17 protein-coding genes are annotated in these 18,353 nt (G+C 46.9%); 4 read left to right on the plus strand and 13 right to left on the minus strand.

Going from position 1 to position 18,353, the window contains the following annotated elements:
* Positions 1–14 precede the first annotated feature (14 nt).
* Positions 15–1,037 carry a heat-inducible transcriptional repressor HrcA gene (gene hrcA / locus KNO91_RS06220; RefSeq protein WP_214795708.1) on the minus strand — a complete coding sequence of 341 codons (1,023 nt, stop codon included), beginning with the start codon at positions 1,035–1,037 and terminating at the stop codon, positions 15–17.
* A gap of 192 nt (positions 1,038–1,229) precedes the next feature.
* On the opposite strand from hrcA, the gene KNO91_RS06225 reads away from it, so the two are divergent.
* Positions 1,230–1,835 carry a DUF1054 domain-containing protein gene (locus KNO91_RS06225; protein WP_214787383.1) on the plus strand — a complete coding sequence of 202 codons (606 nt, stop codon included), beginning with the start codon at positions 1,230–1,232 and terminating at the stop codon, positions 1,833–1,835.
* Positions 1,836–1,880: 45 nt separating this feature from the next.
* Here KNO91_RS06225 and hemW read toward each other — a convergent pair whose 3' ends face one another.
* From hemW to lepA, 5 genes are all read right to left on the minus strand, one after another.
* A complete protein-coding gene (gene hemW / locus KNO91_RS06230) occupies positions 1,881–3,035 on the minus strand; it encodes a radical SAM family heme chaperone HemW (RefSeq protein WP_214795704.1) in 1,155 nt (384 codons plus the stop codon).
* 67 nt (positions 3,036–3,102) lie between these two features.
* Positions 3,103–4,284: a DUF1015 domain-containing protein gene (locus KNO91_RS06235; protein ID WP_214817021.1), complete on the minus strand. Its 1,182-nt coding sequence runs from the start codon at positions 4,282–4,284 to the stop codon at positions 3,103–3,105.
* Positions 4,285–4,294: 10 nt separating this feature from the next.
* Positions 4,295–5,458, minus strand: a complete 1,164-nt coding sequence (locus tag KNO91_RS06240; RefSeq protein ID WP_214795699.1) for a phosphoglycerate dehydrogenase — start codon at positions 5,456–5,458, stop codon at positions 4,295–4,297.
* Complete coding sequence (gene serC, locus KNO91_RS06245; protein WP_214817023.1) at positions 5,436–6,506, minus strand: 3-phosphoserine/phosphohydroxythreonine transaminase; 1,071 nt, start codon at positions 6,504–6,506, stop codon at positions 5,436–5,438. Before serC ends, KNO91_RS06240 begins: the two co-directional genes overlap by 23 nt.
* A gap of 114 nt (positions 6,507–6,620) precedes the next feature.
* Positions 6,621–8,444 carry a translation elongation factor 4 gene (lepA, locus tag KNO91_RS06250; protein ID WP_214693159.1) on the minus strand — a complete coding sequence of 608 codons (1,824 nt, stop codon included), beginning with the start codon at positions 8,442–8,444 and terminating at the stop codon, positions 6,621–6,623.
* 219 nt (positions 8,445–8,663) lie between these two features.
* Between lepA and rpsT the strand changes: the two genes are divergently transcribed.
* Complete coding sequence (gene rpsT, locus KNO91_RS06255) at positions 8,664–8,924, plus strand: 30S ribosomal protein S20 (protein ID WP_012726675.1); 261 nt, start codon at positions 8,664–8,666, stop codon at positions 8,922–8,924.
* 27 nt (positions 8,925–8,951) lie between these two features.
* On the opposite strand, the gene KNO91_RS06260 is transcribed toward rpsT, so the two are convergent.
* Positions 8,952–9,389: a GNAT family N-acetyltransferase gene (locus tag KNO91_RS06260; protein WP_214787373.1), complete on the minus strand. Its 438-nt coding sequence runs from the start codon at positions 9,387–9,389 to the stop codon at positions 8,952–8,954.
* A 12-nt stretch (positions 9,390–9,401) separates the two neighbouring features.
* The gene (gene holA / locus KNO91_RS06265; protein ID WP_260569857.1) at positions 9,402–10,412 is read right to left on the minus strand and encodes a DNA polymerase III subunit delta; all 1,011 of its coding nucleotides are present in this window, start codon (positions 10,410–10,412) and stop codon (positions 9,402–9,404) included.
* Between the two features lie 90 nt (positions 10,413–10,502).
* On the opposite strand from holA, the gene KNO91_RS06270 reads away from it, so the two are divergent.
* Positions 10,503–10,667, plus strand: a complete 165-nt coding sequence (locus KNO91_RS06270) for a YqzM family protein (protein WP_214787369.1) — start codon at positions 10,503–10,505, stop codon at positions 10,665–10,667.
* Positions 10,668–10,728: 61 nt separating this feature from the next.
* Here KNO91_RS06270 and KNO91_RS06275 read toward each other — a convergent pair whose 3' ends face one another.
* The 4 genes from KNO91_RS06275 to KNO91_RS06290 all read right to left on the minus strand — a co-directional run bounded on the left by KNO91_RS06275 (position 10,729) and on the right by KNO91_RS06290 (position 16,287).
* Complete coding sequence (locus KNO91_RS06275; protein WP_214817026.1) at positions 10,729–12,846, minus strand: DNA internalization-related competence protein ComEC/Rec2; 2,118 nt, start codon at positions 12,844–12,846, stop codon at positions 10,729–10,731.
* 1 nt (position 12,847) lies between these two features.
* Positions 12,848–13,423 carry a helix-hairpin-helix domain-containing protein gene (locus KNO91_RS06280; protein ID WP_214787364.1) on the minus strand — a complete coding sequence of 192 codons (576 nt, stop codon included), beginning with the start codon at positions 13,421–13,423 and terminating at the stop codon, positions 12,848–12,850.
* 252 nt (positions 13,424–13,675) lie between these two features.
* Positions 13,676–15,319: a methyl-accepting chemotaxis protein gene (locus KNO91_RS06285; RefSeq protein ID WP_214817028.1), complete on the minus strand. Its 1,644-nt coding sequence runs from the start codon at positions 15,317–15,319 to the stop codon at positions 13,676–13,678.
* Complete coding sequence (locus KNO91_RS06290) at positions 15,316–16,287, minus strand: BMP family lipoprotein (RefSeq protein WP_214787360.1); 972 nt, start codon at positions 16,285–16,287, stop codon at positions 15,316–15,318. The genes KNO91_RS06285 and KNO91_RS06290 overlap by 4 nt, the downstream gene beginning before the upstream one ends.
* A gap of 207 nt (positions 16,288–16,494) precedes the next feature.
* Between KNO91_RS06290 and KNO91_RS06295 the strand changes: the two genes are divergently transcribed.
* Positions 16,495–16,764 carry a hypothetical protein gene (locus tag KNO91_RS06295; RefSeq protein WP_214817031.1) on the plus strand — a complete coding sequence of 90 codons (270 nt, stop codon included), beginning with the start codon at positions 16,495–16,497 and terminating at the stop codon, positions 16,762–16,764.
* Positions 16,765–16,831: 67 nt separating this feature from the next.
* Here the strand turns inward: KNO91_RS06295 and KNO91_RS06300 are convergent, their stop codons facing one another.
* Positions 16,832–18,352: a flotillin lipid rafts scaffold protein FloT gene (locus tag KNO91_RS06300; protein ID WP_214817035.1), complete on the minus strand. Its 1,521-nt coding sequence runs from the start codon at positions 18,350–18,352 to the stop codon at positions 16,832–16,834.
* Between the last annotated feature and the right edge of the window lies 1 nt (position 18,353).

Below are 18,353 nucleotides of genomic sequence, written 5' to 3' on the forward strand. Positions count from 1 at the left end.
AAAACTCCTTTCCGTCACTCATCTAGTTTCGTTCGTCGCAACGCTTCGATAATTTGTCCCATCATTTGCACACCGTGACGGTAATTCATCCGAGTCGGACCAATCATGGCAATTGTTCCGAATGTTTTCCCGTCTAGTGTATAATCCGAAGTGATGACACTACAATTCTGAAGGGCGACAATTCCATTCTCGCTCCCAATGCTCACATAAATCTCGCGATTTGGCAACGATTCGAGCCAATGCGTCAAACGTTCTTGCTCATCAATCCATTCTAGGAACGGCCGGAGCGTGTCCAGCGTCTGAAACTCGGGTTGGTTAAAGATATTTTTCTTACCTCCGAGATAGAGCGAAGACGGCGTTTGAATCCCAACCGTTGATTGAATCAGTTGCATCATATTTTCGTATTGCTGTCGCTGTGCGAGTTGCAATTTTGCAACCTCTTCCCCGATTCGGACTTTGAGTTGCCCAATCGATGTCCCAACGAGACGATCGTTTAACAATCGAATCGTTTCCTCGATGACGTCAGGAGCTACACGTGATTCAAACATGACGGTACGATGCTCGACATGACCTTGATCCGTGACGATGAGGACGACACCCCGTCGCTCATCTAATGGCATAAAGTCCACACGTGCCAATGTTTCAGACTGACTGTTTGGACCGAGGGCGACCGTCGTATAATTGGTCAAATCAGAAAGGAGATCTGCAGCTTGGCGAATCAGGATCTCAGACTCTTTCGAAGATTGTTTTAAACGCTCTTCTAAACGACCCGTTTCACGCTCGTCGATAATTTGTTTCTCGACGAGGTGGTCCACGTAATATCGGTATCCGACTTCTGACGGAATTCGACCCGCGGAAGTATGTGGTTTTTCAATTAACCCCATGTCTTCCAAATCGGCCATATCGTTCCGAATCGTTGCCGAACTAAACGTCAAATCGTCTCGTTTCGATAACGTACGCGAACCGACCGGTTGAGCCGTCTGAATATAATCATCAATGATGGCTCGAAGAATGAGCAACTGTCGATCTGTCAGCACAACATCACTCCTCTCTGAAAAAGTTACCTCGCTTTATTAGCACTCATATTTAACGAGTGCTAATCACACTTCAAATATTATCACGTTCTCACTATTTGTCAATTCATACACTCCGATTTTTTCACCTTTTTTACAGACAGCAAACCTGAAAAAGAAGCAGTGTTTCGTTATGATAGAACGTGAGGTGATGAAATGTTTACAACGAAACAATTTAACGTATTCAAACAGGACGGACTCGACGAACGAATGTCTGGTATCCGTTCGGATATCCAACCGCTCTTTCATCGGATTTATGACGAGGTCGGTCCACAACTCGAGGCAGATGTCGGAATCCCACTCTACCTACATGTGGCAAAACATGCACGCCGAACAGTGAACCCTCCGAAAGATACGTGGATGGCCATTTGTCATGATAAGCGCGGATATAAAAAGCATCCACACTTACAAGTCGGGCTTTTTGACGACCGTGTCTTCATCTGGCTCGCGTTCATTTATGAGATGCCGAACAAAGACGCAATTGCGAAGCATCTGCAACAATTGGACTTCAAATCAACGTTCAACGATTTCCATATCGCTGGCGACCATATGAAAAAAGATGCGTTTCTTGTCGAAGAGACATCGAACGAAGACATCCAATCGTTACTCGAGCGATTTGGTACTGTCAAAAAAGCCGATTTCTTAATCGGGCGACAACTTCCTGCCGACGCATCGATTCTTCAAAACGAAAACGCCTTCCTCGCACTAGTCGAAGATACGTTCGCGCGACTCACACCGCTTTATCGTGACCTCGTCTTATAACCCTACAAAAATGGACAAATCCCTCACAAGGGATTTGTCCATTTTTCATGACTCGGCATGCTCGAGTTTCGCTTCTCCAATAAACGCTGCGAAAGCTTCATTCGCAAGTGGTAAACCGGACGCCGTCAGACGGATATGTGTGTCCGTCCGTTCGATCAGTGACTTCTTCACCAATTCATCGATGACGTGACCGAACACATCATCAAGCGACATGCCATACTTCTGTTTAAACGTCTGAAAGGAGACCCCGGAACGCATCCGTAGACCCAGGAATAACTCTTCCTCCATTTTTTCCACTTCTTCAAGCTCGGTCACCCGTTTCACCGGGATGCCTTCCGCTTTAATATAGTGAGGAATCGGTGCGATGTTGGCACGACGCGTACCGTTCAAATAACTGTGCGCACCTGCCCCGAATCCATAATACTCTTCATTTCGCCAGTACACTTGATTGTGACGACTTTCTCGCCCCGGCAATCCATAGTTTGAGATTTCATATTGCTTCAGTCCGTGTCGTTCAAGCGTCTCCATCACTTTCAGGTACATCTCGACCTCGACATCTTCACCCGGTAAACGGAGTTTCCCTTTTCGGTCCTGTATCGCAAACACGGTATGCGGTTCAAGGATCAAGGAATAAGATGAGACGTGCTGAATCGGAAGCTGTAGCGCGAGTTCTAAGTCTCGCTCAATTTGCTCGAGCGTCTGTTCTGGTAATCCGAACATGAGATCGATTGAAATATTATCAAAACGTTTCGCCGCTTCGTTCACGGTTTCAAACACATCATCTGCCCGATGCGTTCTCCCAATGCGCTCAAGTCCACCATCATCGAACGTCTGGACACCGAAACTGAGTCGATTGACGCCACCGGCTTTCATCGTGTCGAGTTTTTCCGTGCTCACGAAGTTCGGATTCGCTTCAACAGAATACTCTAGATCTTCTGAAGCAAGCGGGAGGAGATGTTGACGGACCATGTCCATCAAGCGAGCCATCTGCGCTTCATTGAGCGCGGTCGGTGTGCCCCCTCCGATAAAGATGGTCTCGATCCGCTCTGTCGGGAACGCTTCGAGCGTCAACTTCATCTCTCGTTCTAATGCATCTAAATATTCATCAACAGGTTGGTTTTTCAAAAACACCTTGTTGAAATCACAGTAATAACAAATATGTTCACAAAATGGAATGTGAAGATATACGGCTTTAGCCAATTTCGGCCACCCCTTTCTTCTCATTCCATTTATAACGCTTTTCGTCCGTTCTTTCCAGCCTGCGCCATCAATCGAACCGATGAATAAAGAGTCCGCTCTTTAATTTCGGTTCGAACCATGTCGATTTTGGTGGCATTTGGCCACCACTATCTGCCACTCGCATCAGCTGAGGCATCGTCGTTTCATGGCATGTAAATAATAATTGGTCCGGTACTTGCGCGAGTTGTTGCAATTCTTCGATTGACCTGTTCCCTCCCACAAAATCGACTCTAGCATCCGTACGAATATCTTCAACGTTGAAGTAAGGAGCAAGGAGATCACGTTGTAAGATGGCGACATCGAGATCGGTTTCATTTTTTCGTTTGGATAACCTGTAATAATTTCCTCGATACGCAGCGCCGAACACGCCATGACTTTCAGGCAAGACGAGTTCATCTACTTCTGTCACTTCATATGAGAACGAAAGTCCTTCCAACATATGTTCCACTTCTTCAGGTGCGATTTTTGTAAGCAGACGGTGATATGGTAAAATCGTCAACTCGTCACTCGGGAAGAGAACGCCTAAAAAGTGTGTGCGCTCGTTCTTTTGAGAATGACCTCCACCCATCCCGGAAACGACCGCTGCCGCTTTCGCACGATGATGCCCATCTGCGATATAAATGGATGGGATGGTGGCGCCAATCATCATGACACGAGCGAGTTCTCGGCTCGGAATCATGAACCCTTCGTGCAACACCCCACGCTCATCCGTAAACGAGAACAAGGGCTCTTCTTCCGTGGCACTATTTAAAATCTGTTTGAGACTCGCATGAGGCGGATGGCTGAGTAAAATCGGACCGGTGTGCGCTCCTGTCGCCTGAACATGTTCGACTCGTTCTCGCTCTTTTTTTTCACGGGTATGTTCGTGAATTTTGATTCGACCGGCTTCATAATCTGCGACTGAAAACGTAGAAACCAAACCGGTTTGTTGACGTTCGTTCCGCGTCAAGCGATAGACGTAGAAACCACTTGGGCGGACCGTCAACTCGTCTGCATACAAACGCTCTAACTCCTGACGTGCCCGTTGTCCCCAGTCTTCAAGTGAGAGGTCCGCTTGGAGCGCTTCTGGTTTATCGACTCTTAAAAATGAGTTCGGTTGCTTCGCGATGATTTCTTTCGCTTCTTCTACGGACACGACGTCATATGGATCTGCGGCAACGTTTTCCGCGTGTATCGGCATATACGGGCTAAACGGTTTAAATACGACCATAATATCCTCCTTAAAATTCTCGGACGCGAATGACGCCTTTGATGTCATACAGTGCATGAATTGATAACGGTTCATGTTCGTTGTTGTCTAAGTCGATCAACGTATACGCCATCTCACCACGACTACGGTTGATCATATTATCGATATTCAACCCATGTGAGGCGAGCTCTCCTGTAATTTGTCCGACCATGTTCGGTACATTTTGATGTAAAATCGCGAGGCGACGTTTTCCGGTATACGGAAGCTCAGCATTCGGGAAATTGGCGGACGAACGAATGTTGCCGGTCTCAAGATATAATTTAAGCGTGTCGACGGCTTGAATCGCACAATTGACTTCTGATTCTCTCGTCGAAGCACCGAGATGTGGCAACGCCATCACTTGTGGGTGACCGATGAGCGTATGACGAGGGAAATCGGTAATGTAGAGTCCGACATGATGATGGAATGCCTCTACTAAATCGTCATCTTTCACGAGTTCACCTCGTGCGAAATTTAAAACGGTCATGCCGGGCTTCATCCGCTCGAACCAACTACGGTCGATGCTGAAACGCGTCTCTTTCGTAAGTGGCATATGAATCGACAAAAGGTCAACCGCTCCTAAAACCTCACTTAAATGTTTGGCGCGTGTGACGTGTTTCGAAATGTTCCAAGCGGCATCGACCGAGAGATGAGGATCATATCCGATAACATCGACCCCGAGTTGAAGGAGATCATTGGCAAGTGAAGCCCCGATGGCACCAAGCCCAATGATTCCTACTTTCTTCCCCCGTAACTCGGCCCCGAGGAACTGCCGTTTCTGTTGTTCCATCGCTTTTTCTAACTGAGATTGCGACTCGGTCGTCTGTTCATTTACCCAGTTGAAACCTTTGACAATCGGTCTTACTGAGAGAATCATGCTCGCGAGGACAAGTTCTTTTACGGCATTCGCATTTGCACCCGGAGTATGGAACGCCACAACGCCTTGTTTCGCGAGTTGATCGAGCGGTAGATTGTTGACACCAGCCCCGGCTCTGGCGATGGCAAGCAGGTGCGGCGGAATTTCTTCATCGTGCACATTATGACTTCTCAGTACCCAGGCGTCGGCTTGGTCTGATGCATTGATGACATACTCGTTCGGCTCAAATCGTTTCAGGCCGGCAGCAGCGATTTGGTTAAATGTTTTGATGTGATACATCGTTCTCCTCCTCAAATGCTCTCATGACGTCGACAAGGCGTTCAGCACCTTCACGTGGCATCGCGTTGTATAAACTTGCTCGAAGCCCACCGACGGAACGGTGCCCACCTAGTTCAAGCAATCCTCTCTCGATGGCAAATTGTTGAAAACTTAAGTCTCGACCATGATCACCTGTCGTGAACGGAATGTTCGTCAATGATCGACGTTCACCTGAAACGAGAGGAGAAAATACATTCGATTGTTCAAGGAATGAATAAACCGCCTCACTTTTTTCACGATTTAGTCGCTCCATCGCCTCAACGCCTCCTTGGTCTTCCACCCACTTCAGGACACGTTCGGCTGCATACATACTGAACGTCGATGGTGTGTTGAATAACGTATCGACATGAGACGCATAATCAAGATAGCTTGGTAACTCCTTCGACTGAATCAAGTCGCGACGTATGATGACGACCGTAAGTCCTGCAGGTCCGATATTCTTCTGGGCACCAGCATAGATTACCCCGAAACGCTCCACGTCGATATGCTCCGCCAAAATGTTCGATGAGGCATCCGCAATAATCGGCACAGTCGTTTCTGGTAAATTTGTAAATCGGGTTCCTTCAATCGTGTTGTTCAGCGTCACATGGAGATAGTCGACATCTTGGACAAGACTCGGCTCGAATGACATCCCACCCGCCTCATCTATGAGTGGATGGATGACGTCGACCTGTCCAAAGTGTTTCGCATCTTCCATCGCTTTTTTAGACCACACCCCAGTATCGACATAGGCGAATCGATTTTGATTCCGCAAGTTCATCGGAATCATTGAAAATTGAAGCGTCGCCCCACCTTGTAGCCAAAGAACCGCATAGTTCTCAGGGATATGCATGAGTCTCCTCAGCCTCGCCTCAAGAGAGTCGACTACATGTTGGAAAGACTCCGAGCGATGACTCGTTTCGATAATTGAAATCCCATCGTATTCAAACGTCAGGAGATGTTGTTGAATCTCTTGCATCACTTCTTTTGGTAGCATGCCGGGACCCGCAGAATATGTATACGTCGACACGGTGTTTCCTCCTCTATAGTCTGTCTAAGGGTGTACTCTTCCTTACACGAAGTCCCATTTCCTGCCTAAACAAAAAAATCACCCTGATTCGAAAATCAGGATGATTCGATCCAATCACTCTTCGTCCATAGAAAGTACAGACATGAACGCTTCTTGCGGGACTTCGACAGACCCGACCATCTTCATGCGCTTCTTACCTTCTTTTTGTTTCTCAAGGAGTTTCCGCTTACGCGAGATATCTCCTCCATAACATTTAGCAAGAACGTTTTTACGAAGTGCTTTGATTGTCGAGCGGGCGACGATTTTTGTTCCGACAGCAGCTTGTACCGGGACTTCGAACTGCATCCGCGGGATGAGCGCCTTCAACTTCTCGACGATGACTTTTCCGCGTTCATATGCAAAGTCACGGTGTACGATGAAGCTGAGGGCATCGACTACTTCGTTGTTGAGCAAGATATCCATCTTCACAAGACGCGATTGGCGATAGCCGATCAACTCATAATCGAGAGACGCATAGCCTTTCGTGCTCGATTTCAATTGGTCGAAGAAGTCATAAACGATCTCACTAAGCGGAATTTCATACGTGATTTTGACGCGTGTCGTATCGATGTATTGCATATCGATGAACGTCCCACGTTTCTTCTGACAAAGCTCCATGATGGCACCGACATAATCGTTTGGTGTCATGACGGCCGCTTTGACGTACGGTTCTTCAATCGACTCTACCTTTTGTTGTTCAGGCATCTTCGATGGGTTATCGACGTGAACGACTTCTCCTGAAGTCGTCGTCACGTGATAGATAACCGATGGTGCCGTCGTAATCAAGTCGATTCCGAACTCACGTTCAATCCGTTCTTGGATGATTTCCATGTGAAGCATTCCGAGGAACCCACAGCGGAAACCGAATCCGAGCGCTTGTGACGTCTCCGGTTCAAACTCGAGCGCAGCATCGGAAAGTTGAAGCTTTTCGAGTGCCTCACGGAGATCATTGTAGTTGGCTGCATCAATCGGATACAATCCGCAGTACACCATCGGGTTCATCTTACGATAACCAGGGAGCTGACTCGTTGCCGGGTTTTTCGCGAGTGTGATTGTATCCCCGACACGAACATCTCCAACTGTTTTAATTGACGCAGAAAGCGTACCTACGTCACCGACGTTCAATTCTTTGACCGAGACCGGCTTCGGTGTCGATACACCGAGGTCTGTCACTTCGAACGTCTTGCCAGTTGCCATCATTTGAACTTTATCTCCTACTTTGACCGAGCCGTTGACGATACGAATCGATGCGACGACACCACGATAGGCATCATAATACGAGTCGAAAATCAAAGCTTGCAACGGTTCTGAAGGGTCACCCGTCGGAGGTGGGACGAGTTCCACGATTTGCTCAAGAATCTCTTCAATTCCGATACCTGCCTTCGCAGATGTCGGAACCGCATCGCTCGCGTCGAGTCCGATGACGTCTTCAATTTCTTGACGGACACGATCGACATCCGCTGACGGCAAGTCGATTTTATTGATGACCGGAATGATTTCGAGGTCGTTATCGAGAGCTAAGTAAACGTTCGCAAGAGTTTGCGCTTCAATTCCTTGAGCCGCATCGACTACGAGAATCGCACCTTCACATGCCGCAAGCGAACGCGACACTTCATACGTGAAGTCGACGTGTCCTGGCGTGTCGATCAAGTGAAGAATATACTCTTCTCCGTCTTTTGCCGTATAATTCAACTTAACGGCGTTCAGTTTGATTGTAATTCCGCGCTCGCGCTCTAAATCCATCGCGTCGAGCGTCTGCTCTTTCATCTCACGAGCCGTGAGTGCACCAGTTTTTTCAAGAATCCGGTCAGCGAGTGTCGATTTTCCATGATCGATGTGAGCGATGATCGAAAAGTTACGAATCTTCTTCTGACGATTCTCTAATTCTTGTTTGTTCATATATGGGTTCACCTATCCTTCTCATGCATACCGTGTCATTATATCAAAATCCTAAAGTAATGTGTACGACCTACTACAACAATACCACATATAGTTTTCAGAATAATCATCAAGTGGTTGCTTTTCATATAACCGTTTGCTACAATTGTGCTTGTTCTGTTGAATGATTACTTGAAGTAATAAGAACATACACTTTCTTGTTTCAGGAGGTGACAAACAATGGCAAACATCAAATCAGCAATCAAACGTGCAAAAACTTCTGAAAAACGTCGTGTTGCGAACTCTCAAGAGAAAGCGGCAATGCGTACAGCAGTAAAACGTGTTGATGCTCTCGTACTCGAAGGAAACAAAGAAGCTGCTCAAGAAGCTTTCGTCCTCGCTACGAAGAAGCTCGACAAGGCTGCATCAAAAGGCCTTATCCACAAAAACAAAGCAGGTCGTGATAAATCACGCCTCGCAGCTCGTATCGCTGCTCTCTAATTAGAGACCAAACGAAACAGCCGCCTCCTACTCGGAGCCGGCTGTTTTTTTGTATACCATGACATAATGAGGACCAATACCAGGAATGTCGAACGGTTTACCGATTCGCACGAGACCGTTCCGTTCGTAGAAACGAACGGCCACTTCTCTGGCGTTGCACCACCATGACCCATCTATTTCTTCATGCAACGCCTGTAAGAAGCACGATCCGATTCCTTGTCCGGCCAGATTCGGGTCCGTCGCCATTCCACGCAGTTGGTACGGTACCGATTCCCCATTGATTAGTCTCGAGGACAACATGACAGTCGCGACCGATTGTACGCGATCTTCTTCGACCCAGGCAAAGTGACGTGTCGTTGACGCTTCATCCCCTTCAAAATAACAGGTCTCAATCCCTCTACCTGGTCTAAGAACAATATGCCGAAGTGGAATCACATCTTGTAATGTCACTTGTTTCAACCCCATCTTCTTCTCACCTCACAAAAGGGCCAGTTGGCAAACGAGTGTATCAAAGATAATTTGTTTGTCGCCACGACCTGTTTTCATTGCTTCATCTGCATCTGCAATCAATGTCAATGCTTGCGCGAGTTGGGCTTCCGAGAAGTTACGGCTCGCTTGTGTCGCTAGTTTGACGGTGTAAGGATGGGCCCCAATTTTTGATGCGATTTGTTTTTCCCCATACCCTGACTCTGTCAATTGTTTCGATAAATACATGTTTCGATATTGTCTTGCTAACAATCCGAGAAGTCCAATCAATTCTTGCCCCTGCTTCTCTAAGTCACGTACTAACCGAAGCGCTGCATCCGCTCGCCGTTTGACGAGTAGTTCGGATAATTGAAACACGTTATCTTCTAACGTACGTGGTACCAAATCATTCACGATGTCAATCGGGATCGTTGCACCTGTTCCTGCATAAAGTTGCAGTTTCTCTAATTCTCGGACTAATTTTCCCCAATCATCCTGGCATAAAAATAAAAGTCGCTCCATAGTCGCACGTTCCATTTTTTGTTGATCTTGACTGAGCGTATCGTTCACATATCGCATCAATTCTGCTTGGCTTGGCTTCTTGGCTTCGAGTACGATGGCTCGCTCTTTTAGACGTTTCACAATCTTTTTACGTTCATCGAGTTTTTCTGACTCGACAATTAAGACGAGAACAGAATAAGTCGCCGGCTGAACAACATATTCGGCGAGTCGGTCCACGTTATGCTTTTGTTTTTCTTTTGCCCCCGTCAAAAATTGCGCATTCTTGACGATAACCGTCCGAAATTCACTGAAGAAAGGGACGGTCTCTGCTTCATCAAGCGCAGTATCTAATGACGTCTCTTGCAGGTCGAGTTGCATGACATCAAATTGATCACCGGATGGATTGGCCGCCTTCACGATTCCGCGTTCCCAGTTCTCTAATAAATATTTTTCAGTTCCATAGAGAACATAGACGCTCGCTAGTTTACCATTATGTAACCACGGTTCATTCAAAACACACACCACTTTCACAATTTATTCTCATCTAAACATAGATTATCTTCGCATGATTCGCTATACTTATAAAGGAAGTATGATAAGGAGGGACCTAATATGCAAATCAACTCTGTACGTCCACCGAGTGAAAACCCGTTTGAAAATGACGTTCAATGTAAACGTAATGACGCCATCGACTCTGCGATTGGCTTCATCGTCCCATTTGGCTTTTTCTTCACGATTTTCTTCATCGGTGTCGTCATCAAATTCTTGAGCTTATAAGTTTTCAAACGATTGCCCCGGGGGAGCAATCGTTTTTTAGTGTATCATATTTGTTCATGTGCTAGTCGATGATCCCCCGACACATTCTTTTTTCGCAAACGATCATCCCGTCGAGGTCGGTCCGTAACAAACGGCGCCCTACAATCCGGTCTAACGTTTCCTGATGCGGGTGACCATAACGATTGTTCGCCCCGACGCTTGCAATCACCCACTCCGGATTGATTCGCTCGAGCAACGCTTCTCCTGAAGACGTATTCGAGCCATGATGCCCTAATTTAAACACGTCGACATCAAGTGTCGGAAGCCCCAATTCTTCTTCAATCGGCAAATCTCCTGTTAATAAATACCGCATGCCACCTACATTCATGTAGAGACTGATTGAATGATCATTTTCATCCTCATGTGCTTTGTTCGGTGCAACGATCCACATCCAAGGCATCGGACGATCTCCTGCCTCGAGATAGCGGATGGACGCCCCGTACTTTACGGCTAGCCGCAGAATCTCCTCACGTTTCTCAACATTCGCCACTTCTTTCGATAACCAGATTTCTTTTACATGCACGAACTTCAACAACCCTTCTAAACCACCGATGTGGTCGTGGTCCGCATGCGTTAGAAGGACAAAATCGACTGCGCGTTCTCCTCGCTTCCATATGTAAGGTGCCACAACGTCCGCACCGGGGTCATATATAGTCCGCTTTTGTTCCTTTGGATCCTGAAACACGCCGCCGACATCAATCAAACCAATCGTTTCTCCCGACTCGACGACGATCGCATCACCTTGACCGACATCTAAAAATGTCACCCGTGGAGACTCTGACCACTCCGACCATCCAGCAACGAGAATACACGTGACAAGGGCCATACACCATCCCAGCCTTCGTTTATATTGAAGAAGAAGCAAACTGCTCCATATTCCAACCCATAAACTGACTTGTTGCGGAAACAGCAATTCATGCAACGGCATCCAAGGGCGATATGCATCATGCATGGAGAAGATCCCGTTGATGGCGTCTAGGATCATCATGAATACAGGTGCGGTTTCAGGAATGACCCAGACGATGAAAGCGAGCGGCATCATCACCCATGATATGCAAAAGGCCATCACGATATTGAAAAGTGGAGCGGTGACGGATAGAATCGGTTGAACTTGCCAGAGGATAAGTAATCCAAATAATTGGGCGAACACGGACAAACCCAACAATCCAGTCCACATTTGTCTTGTGACCAATAAGAAGAACGTCATCCCAACCGTTAACTGAAATCCTAAATTCGAAAGAAGGTATGGCTGGAAGGCGAGCATTGCGGCCGCGCACCAACTAAGCAGACGAATCGGGTCTCTGACCGATATACCAAACAAAGAAAGGATGAGCAAGACATCCGCCACAAGGACAGCTCGCGCGACCGGTGGCGAAAAACCTGTCAACCATCCGAACGCTGTGATCGTCAAAAGGATCAATATCGTCTTTGTCTCTCGTCGAATCGGGATTGGTCGAAACAGTGCTCGCAAGGCAACAATCAAAAGAGCGATATGTGAACCTGAGATGACGAGGAGATGTAAGAGTCCTGTGACCCGATATGAAAAGGAGGTCTCATCATCGAGCATCCGGCTTTCTCCGAACAGTAATGCTTCTATATAAAGTGCGACATCGGCGCGATACCGTCGTTCGATTTGTTGGAGATGTCTTTCTTTCCACCTTAACATCCAACCGTTCATTCCAGGTGTCGGACGGCACTCATCGATTCGCTTGATCTTTCCTTTAAAAGATAAGTTCAAACTCGTCGCCCACTCCCTTTCATCAAATCCCCCAATATTACGCAATGGCTGAAACGTTTCGTGTTCCATTTCTACGAGACACGTCTCACCTGGTCTTCCAATAGAAAGTTCTCTCCCCCGCAACACTCCTTCATGCGTCTCGATGTTTCCATATAACCGAACCGAATTTCCGTTCTCTTTACGACTCTCAATCGAAAACGCCACTGTGTCTGTCGGTGTCCATTCTGCTGTATCGGCGTGTAGCCATGCAATCAAGACGAGGAGAATAACACCGACTTTCGCATACAGGTGTTGTCCATCTCGTGACGCCACGTATAACACACCAGAAACGAGTGTGACGAGGTAAACTCCTTCAGTCAATCCGGTCACCATCAATACCGCAAATAGTGGAAATAACGGCATCTCATGGTACCAATAAGTAAGGCTTCATACTTTCTAATGTTTTCTCTCCGAATCCTTTCACATCACCTAAGTCTTCATATGTTTTAAATGGACCATTCTCTTTTAGGTGGTTTAGAATCGCGTCTGCTTTTGCAGGACCAATACCAGGGACCGACATTAATTCTTCTTTCGTGGCACTATTCACGTGTACCCCATTTGATTCTAGCTCTGTGCTTGGTACCTCTTGCGCGATCGGTGCTTCTCCTTTTTTCGGCACGATGATTTTCACCCCGTCCACGAGCAGTTGTGCCAAATTTAACTGTTCCGGGTCGGCTTCATCTGTTAATACTGCCAATGAGAGAACATCCCCGACTCGCGCGCCTTCTGGAACGGTATAGACGTTCGGAGACTCGACCGCGCCTGTGACATAGACCACGATTTCTAATCGCTCTACTGTCTCAGGTGGAGCCACTTCTTCTGATTCTACGACGAATTCATCGACGACACGTTCTTCTGGTTCTTTATTATAAAATAAATAACCAACCCCTAAAAACAGGACGACGACAACACCGATGATGACCTGCTTCCACTTTTCCAAGACGATTCTCTCCTCTGATTAGACTGTTGACTCTAGTATGGCGAATCACGAATGACCACACTCGTGGCGTTGACGGCGTCTACCCATTCAGAACGAAATCGTTTCACTGTGTGCTGTGTAACCGATTTTCATATTTTATGAAAGACAATCACTAATTTTATATCGCCCCAATTGTTTCGGATCCTAAAACACTGAAACAGCAAAAAAACCGAAAACCAATAGGTGGTCCTCGGTCCTTCTGCATAAGGATGCTTACTCTTCTTCGAAATGCTGGACTTGGTCGGCGAGTGCCGCTGCCTGCCCTTCTAGTTCTTGCATCAATGTAAAGATTTGATCAAAGCTAGCCTGTTGTTCTTTCATCGAGGCCGCCACTTCCTCGTTTCCAGCCGCCAATTCTTCCGTTACGCCCGATACTTCCTCGACTCGTCGCAACACGTTATTCACTTCAGTACTTGATGTGCGCATCTCTTGTTCAATCGTACGGACGAATGAAGCGACATGGTCTGTACGCTCATGGATTCGATTAAAGGCTTCCTTCGTCAATCCAAACGCTTCAAGTTGCGCTTCTTGTTCGCGTTTCGATTCATTAACCGTTTCCGTCAAACGTACGACTTCTTGTTGAATCGTCTCAACGACATGGAAAATCGAACGGGTCGCCTTATTGCTCTCTTCCGCCAACTTTTTCACTTCGCTCGCTACGACTGCGAACCCACGCCCTGCTTCTCCTGCGCGTGCCGCTTCAATCGCTGCGTTTAAGGCAAGCAAGTTCGTCTGGGCGGCAACATCTTCCACGAGCTTCGCCATCGATTCAATCTCGGCCGTCTGTCTAGCAAAGTGATCCATTCTCGTGACAAGTACTTCATTTCGTTCACTCGAGCGATCAAGGATATGTTCCTGATCAGTTAACGTCTCAATCCCGGCTGCCACTTCACGAGTCATCTCCGACGTCTCTTCTGTCGTCTGTTTCGTTTGATTCAAGCTCGTCTCGAACGACGTTGCCATCGTATGGACCGAACTTAGCGTTTCTTGCAATTCATTGGCAATCGACTGCGCACCATGTGCCATTTCATCCACGGCATTCGTGATATTTGACGTCGTGCTGACGACCGCTTCATTTTCAGCTGCTGCCGTTTCAGTCATCCCATTCACTTTCATCGATGTCACGCGAATCGAACCGATGACCGTTTGTAGCGATGCCGTCATCTCACGCATGGCGCGTTCGAGTCGTCCGATTTCATCATTTCGATTCGACTCCGGCAATGTGACGAGGCGTCCAGAAGCAATAGCTTCTGCCACCTTCACATTTCGCTCGAGCGGGCGAGTGATGGAACGTGCAAAGAAGAAGTTGTAAATTCCAAGCGCTATGACGACAAGAACCGTTAACAAGATCGAGATGAACAATAGACGTTCTGTCTCATTCGCTGCCTCTACTTGTAGCGCTTCATAGAACGAACCGTTCTTTGCAATCAACGTATTGATATCATTTAACAAGCCTTCGAGTTTGGCAGCTTGAATTCGAGCACCAATCCCGCCTTCTAATGCAGATTCGACATCTTCATTCACTTGTTCATACTTCATCGTGGCACGATCTAGGTGATTCGAAAATTCTGGAATCAAGTATGATTGTTTTAATTCATCAAACGTTTCCGCATTTAATTCACGGACTCGTTCAAGCTGAACAAGTGTGGACTGATTCGACTGCTCTCCGAGTGATGTCCAGAGCGACTGTTCTTGCAAGAGTGACGTCTCGAGCTGAGACAATTCAATCATTTGACTACCGTACTGTTCATTGTATGTCTGCAAGCGATTTAAGGTCGATAACACATAGCTCATCATGAGGACAATTAAGACGACGGTGAACACCGTTGAGAAGATAAAACGTTTACGCAAACTCATTGTAGTGTCCCCTCCTTCAATTGACGCTCGACCGATTCATACTGGGTCATCTCTTGTTCATCCCACTGAATACGACGAAGCGGCGCTAGGCCGACACCACCTTCTTCAATACCTAGAATGACATGATCGTTGAATGGTTGTTTTGTCACACGACCAGCGATTTCAACGATTGCCAAATCGACTTGTTTCAACATTGAAGTCACGACCGCATCAGGTGCAATCATCGATTGATCGCTATCGACTCCGATTGCTTTTATTCCATACTTTTCAGCAGTCTCGAGTACCCCGACTCCAGTGAGGCCCGCCGCTGCATAGAGAACGTCCGCCCCTTCTTTGATTTGTTTCTCCGCTAACTCGCGTCCAAGCTCTGGTGAGGCGAAGTCGTTGGAGAAGTCGACGAGCATCTCGACATCCTCGTTTACAGATTTTGCTCCTCGTTCAAATCCAGACTCGAACTTCTGGATAAGTTCAATATCCATTCCACCGATAAAACCGATTGTATCGGACTCTGTCTCGAGACCTGCAACCGCTCCCGCGAGCGCACTGCCTTCTCCTTCTTCAAACGTTACATTTAAGACGTTCGGCAGTTCTGACACGCCATCAATAAGGGCAAATTGTTGATTCGGATGCGCTGTCGCTACCGTCTCGAGATCTTCCTGACAAGCAAAACCGAGACCGACGATTACATCATGGCCCTCTTTGACCAACTCTTCAAACCCTGCTTGATACGTCTCGGTCTCAGATAATTCACGATAGTCAACGAACCATTCGCCCGTCTCGCGTAACTCCCCCATACCACGCATCGCCGCATCACTGAACGATTGGTCCCCGAGACCAACATCCGATAGGACGACACCCATCGTCTGACGTTCTTCAACAGCGGCAGTTGGGTCATCGATGACCGACTGGCAACCAGATAGCCACAACGAACAGGCTGTGAATGTACTGATTATTATGCTTTTCTTCATGTATTCCATACTCCCTCTCTCTATTGGTCTGACAACTCTTTTATCGACAGAGAGGAAGCGGTTCTCCATAATTTTTTTTAAAAGTTGTGGGAATAAAATGTCGGGGACATCTGACAATGTGAGATGTTTCAAAAGGGGATTTTTCCCAATTGTTGAATTTATAAGATGAATGACGATGATGACAAATCCGAAGGGAGGATTGAGGGAATGATTGAAAAGATGATTCGACATAGTTGGAACGTCATATCTGGATTGTTTGTACTCGGATTATCACTTTGGTTGAGTGGTCCTGGTATAGCAGAAACAGATATCCCACAATATCGTTGGTATTTCATGCTATGGTTCGCACTATGGACGGTCGGCTTTATCTTACAGTTCAGACCGCGGATGAAATGGATTGGCCTATTCATCACATTCATACCAACATTGTATTACTTGATTGATGTTCTAAAAGCGACAGAAGTCATCTCGTACTAGTCAATCATGCGTAACATCGTGCTACACAAAAAACAGAGCCATAGACATCGTCTATGGCTCGTGTCGTTTATTCTTTTGAAGCAGCGACTGTCGTATCTGCTAACTCTCGCTCCGGTGCAGGAGTTTTTGCGACATTCCCTTTACCTGCAAAGTTTTCAAGCAAATCTTTCATATCGATGCCTGATGATGCTTTCAACGTTTGTTGCAATGAAGCCATGAGGTCCGTTGCATATCCCGTCACTTTCCCTGCTCCACCGTTTTGACCACCGCCAGTATCGACGACCGTGATTTGATCGATATTGCCAAGTGGTGCAGCAATCTCCTTCGCATAATCTGGAAGCATTTTGACGACCATATCGAGAATCGCAGCCTGTCCATATTGAGCGAACGCCTCGGCGATTTTCTCTTTCGCTTCCGCTTCTGCAAGACCCGTCAAGCGAATGATTTCAGCTTCCGCTTCACCCTTCGCACGTTCAGAATCGGCTTCAGCAAGACCAGCCAATCGAACACGTTCCGCATCCGCTTTCGCTTGTGCTTCGATACGATATTTTTCCGCATCTGCGCTTGCGATTTGACGTGCTTTATCCGCAGCGGCCGACTGTTCGATCGAGTAACGGTCCGCATCGGCTTTTTTCTTCACTTCAGAATCATATTGCTTCTCACGACGCATGATTTCTTTTTCTTCGAGCTCGATTTGCTTTTGACGCTCGATGATTTGAACTTGCATCTGTTGTTCTGTAACTTCTTGCTTCGCACGTGCTTCCTCGAGTTCATACGCTTGGTCAGCCCGAGCTTTCGCGACGTCTTGCTCGCGACGGTATGCCGCAATCCGAAGTTGATTCTCTTTTTCGGCTTCGGCAATTTCAGATGCTCGTTCTAGTTCTGCTTTTTTCGCATCTTTCATTGCTTCCGCCTGTTTGATGCGCGTCTCTTTGTCTGCTTCCGCAGTCGCGATATCGGCATCACGCTTCACCTGAGCGATACGAGGTTTACCGAGTGATTCTAAATAACCGTTTTTATCTCGAACATCTTTAATGGTGAACGAAACAATCACGAGTCCCATCTTCGCCAAGTCTTGTGAGGCGACACGTTGCACTTCTTGAGAAAACTTGTCTCGGTTTTTGTAAATTTCTTCGACTGTCATCGACCCAAGAATAGATCGCAAATGACCCTCTAACACTTCTTTTGCTTCATTCTCTCGTTCAACTTTCGGTTTTCCGAGGAACTGTTCAGCAGCTGTCGCAATTTCACTGATTGACCCGCCGATTTTAATGATGGCCGTTCCATCCGCCATGACCGGTACACCTTGTTCGGTATATACTTCAGGCGTCGTTACTTCTAATTTGCTTGAAAGTAAACTAAGTGGTTCTGCTTGTTGGAACACTGGTAAGACGAACGTCCCCCCACCACGAATAATTTTGACGCGGTTGCCGGAAGTATCACTATGTACATTTTTCTTGCCTAAATAACTACCCGTAACAATTAATGCTTCGTCAGGACCGACTGTGCGATATTTCAACACGAATACAAACACGAGTGCAAGGATGATGACCCCGACGATGATGCTGACTAAAATAGCCGTATTCATA

The organism is Exiguobacterium sp. s59, from assembly GCF_018617475.1.
In the GTDB taxonomy this organism is placed as follows: domain Bacteria; phylum Bacillota; class Bacilli; order Exiguobacteriales; family Exiguobacteriaceae; genus Exiguobacterium; species Exiguobacterium aestuarii.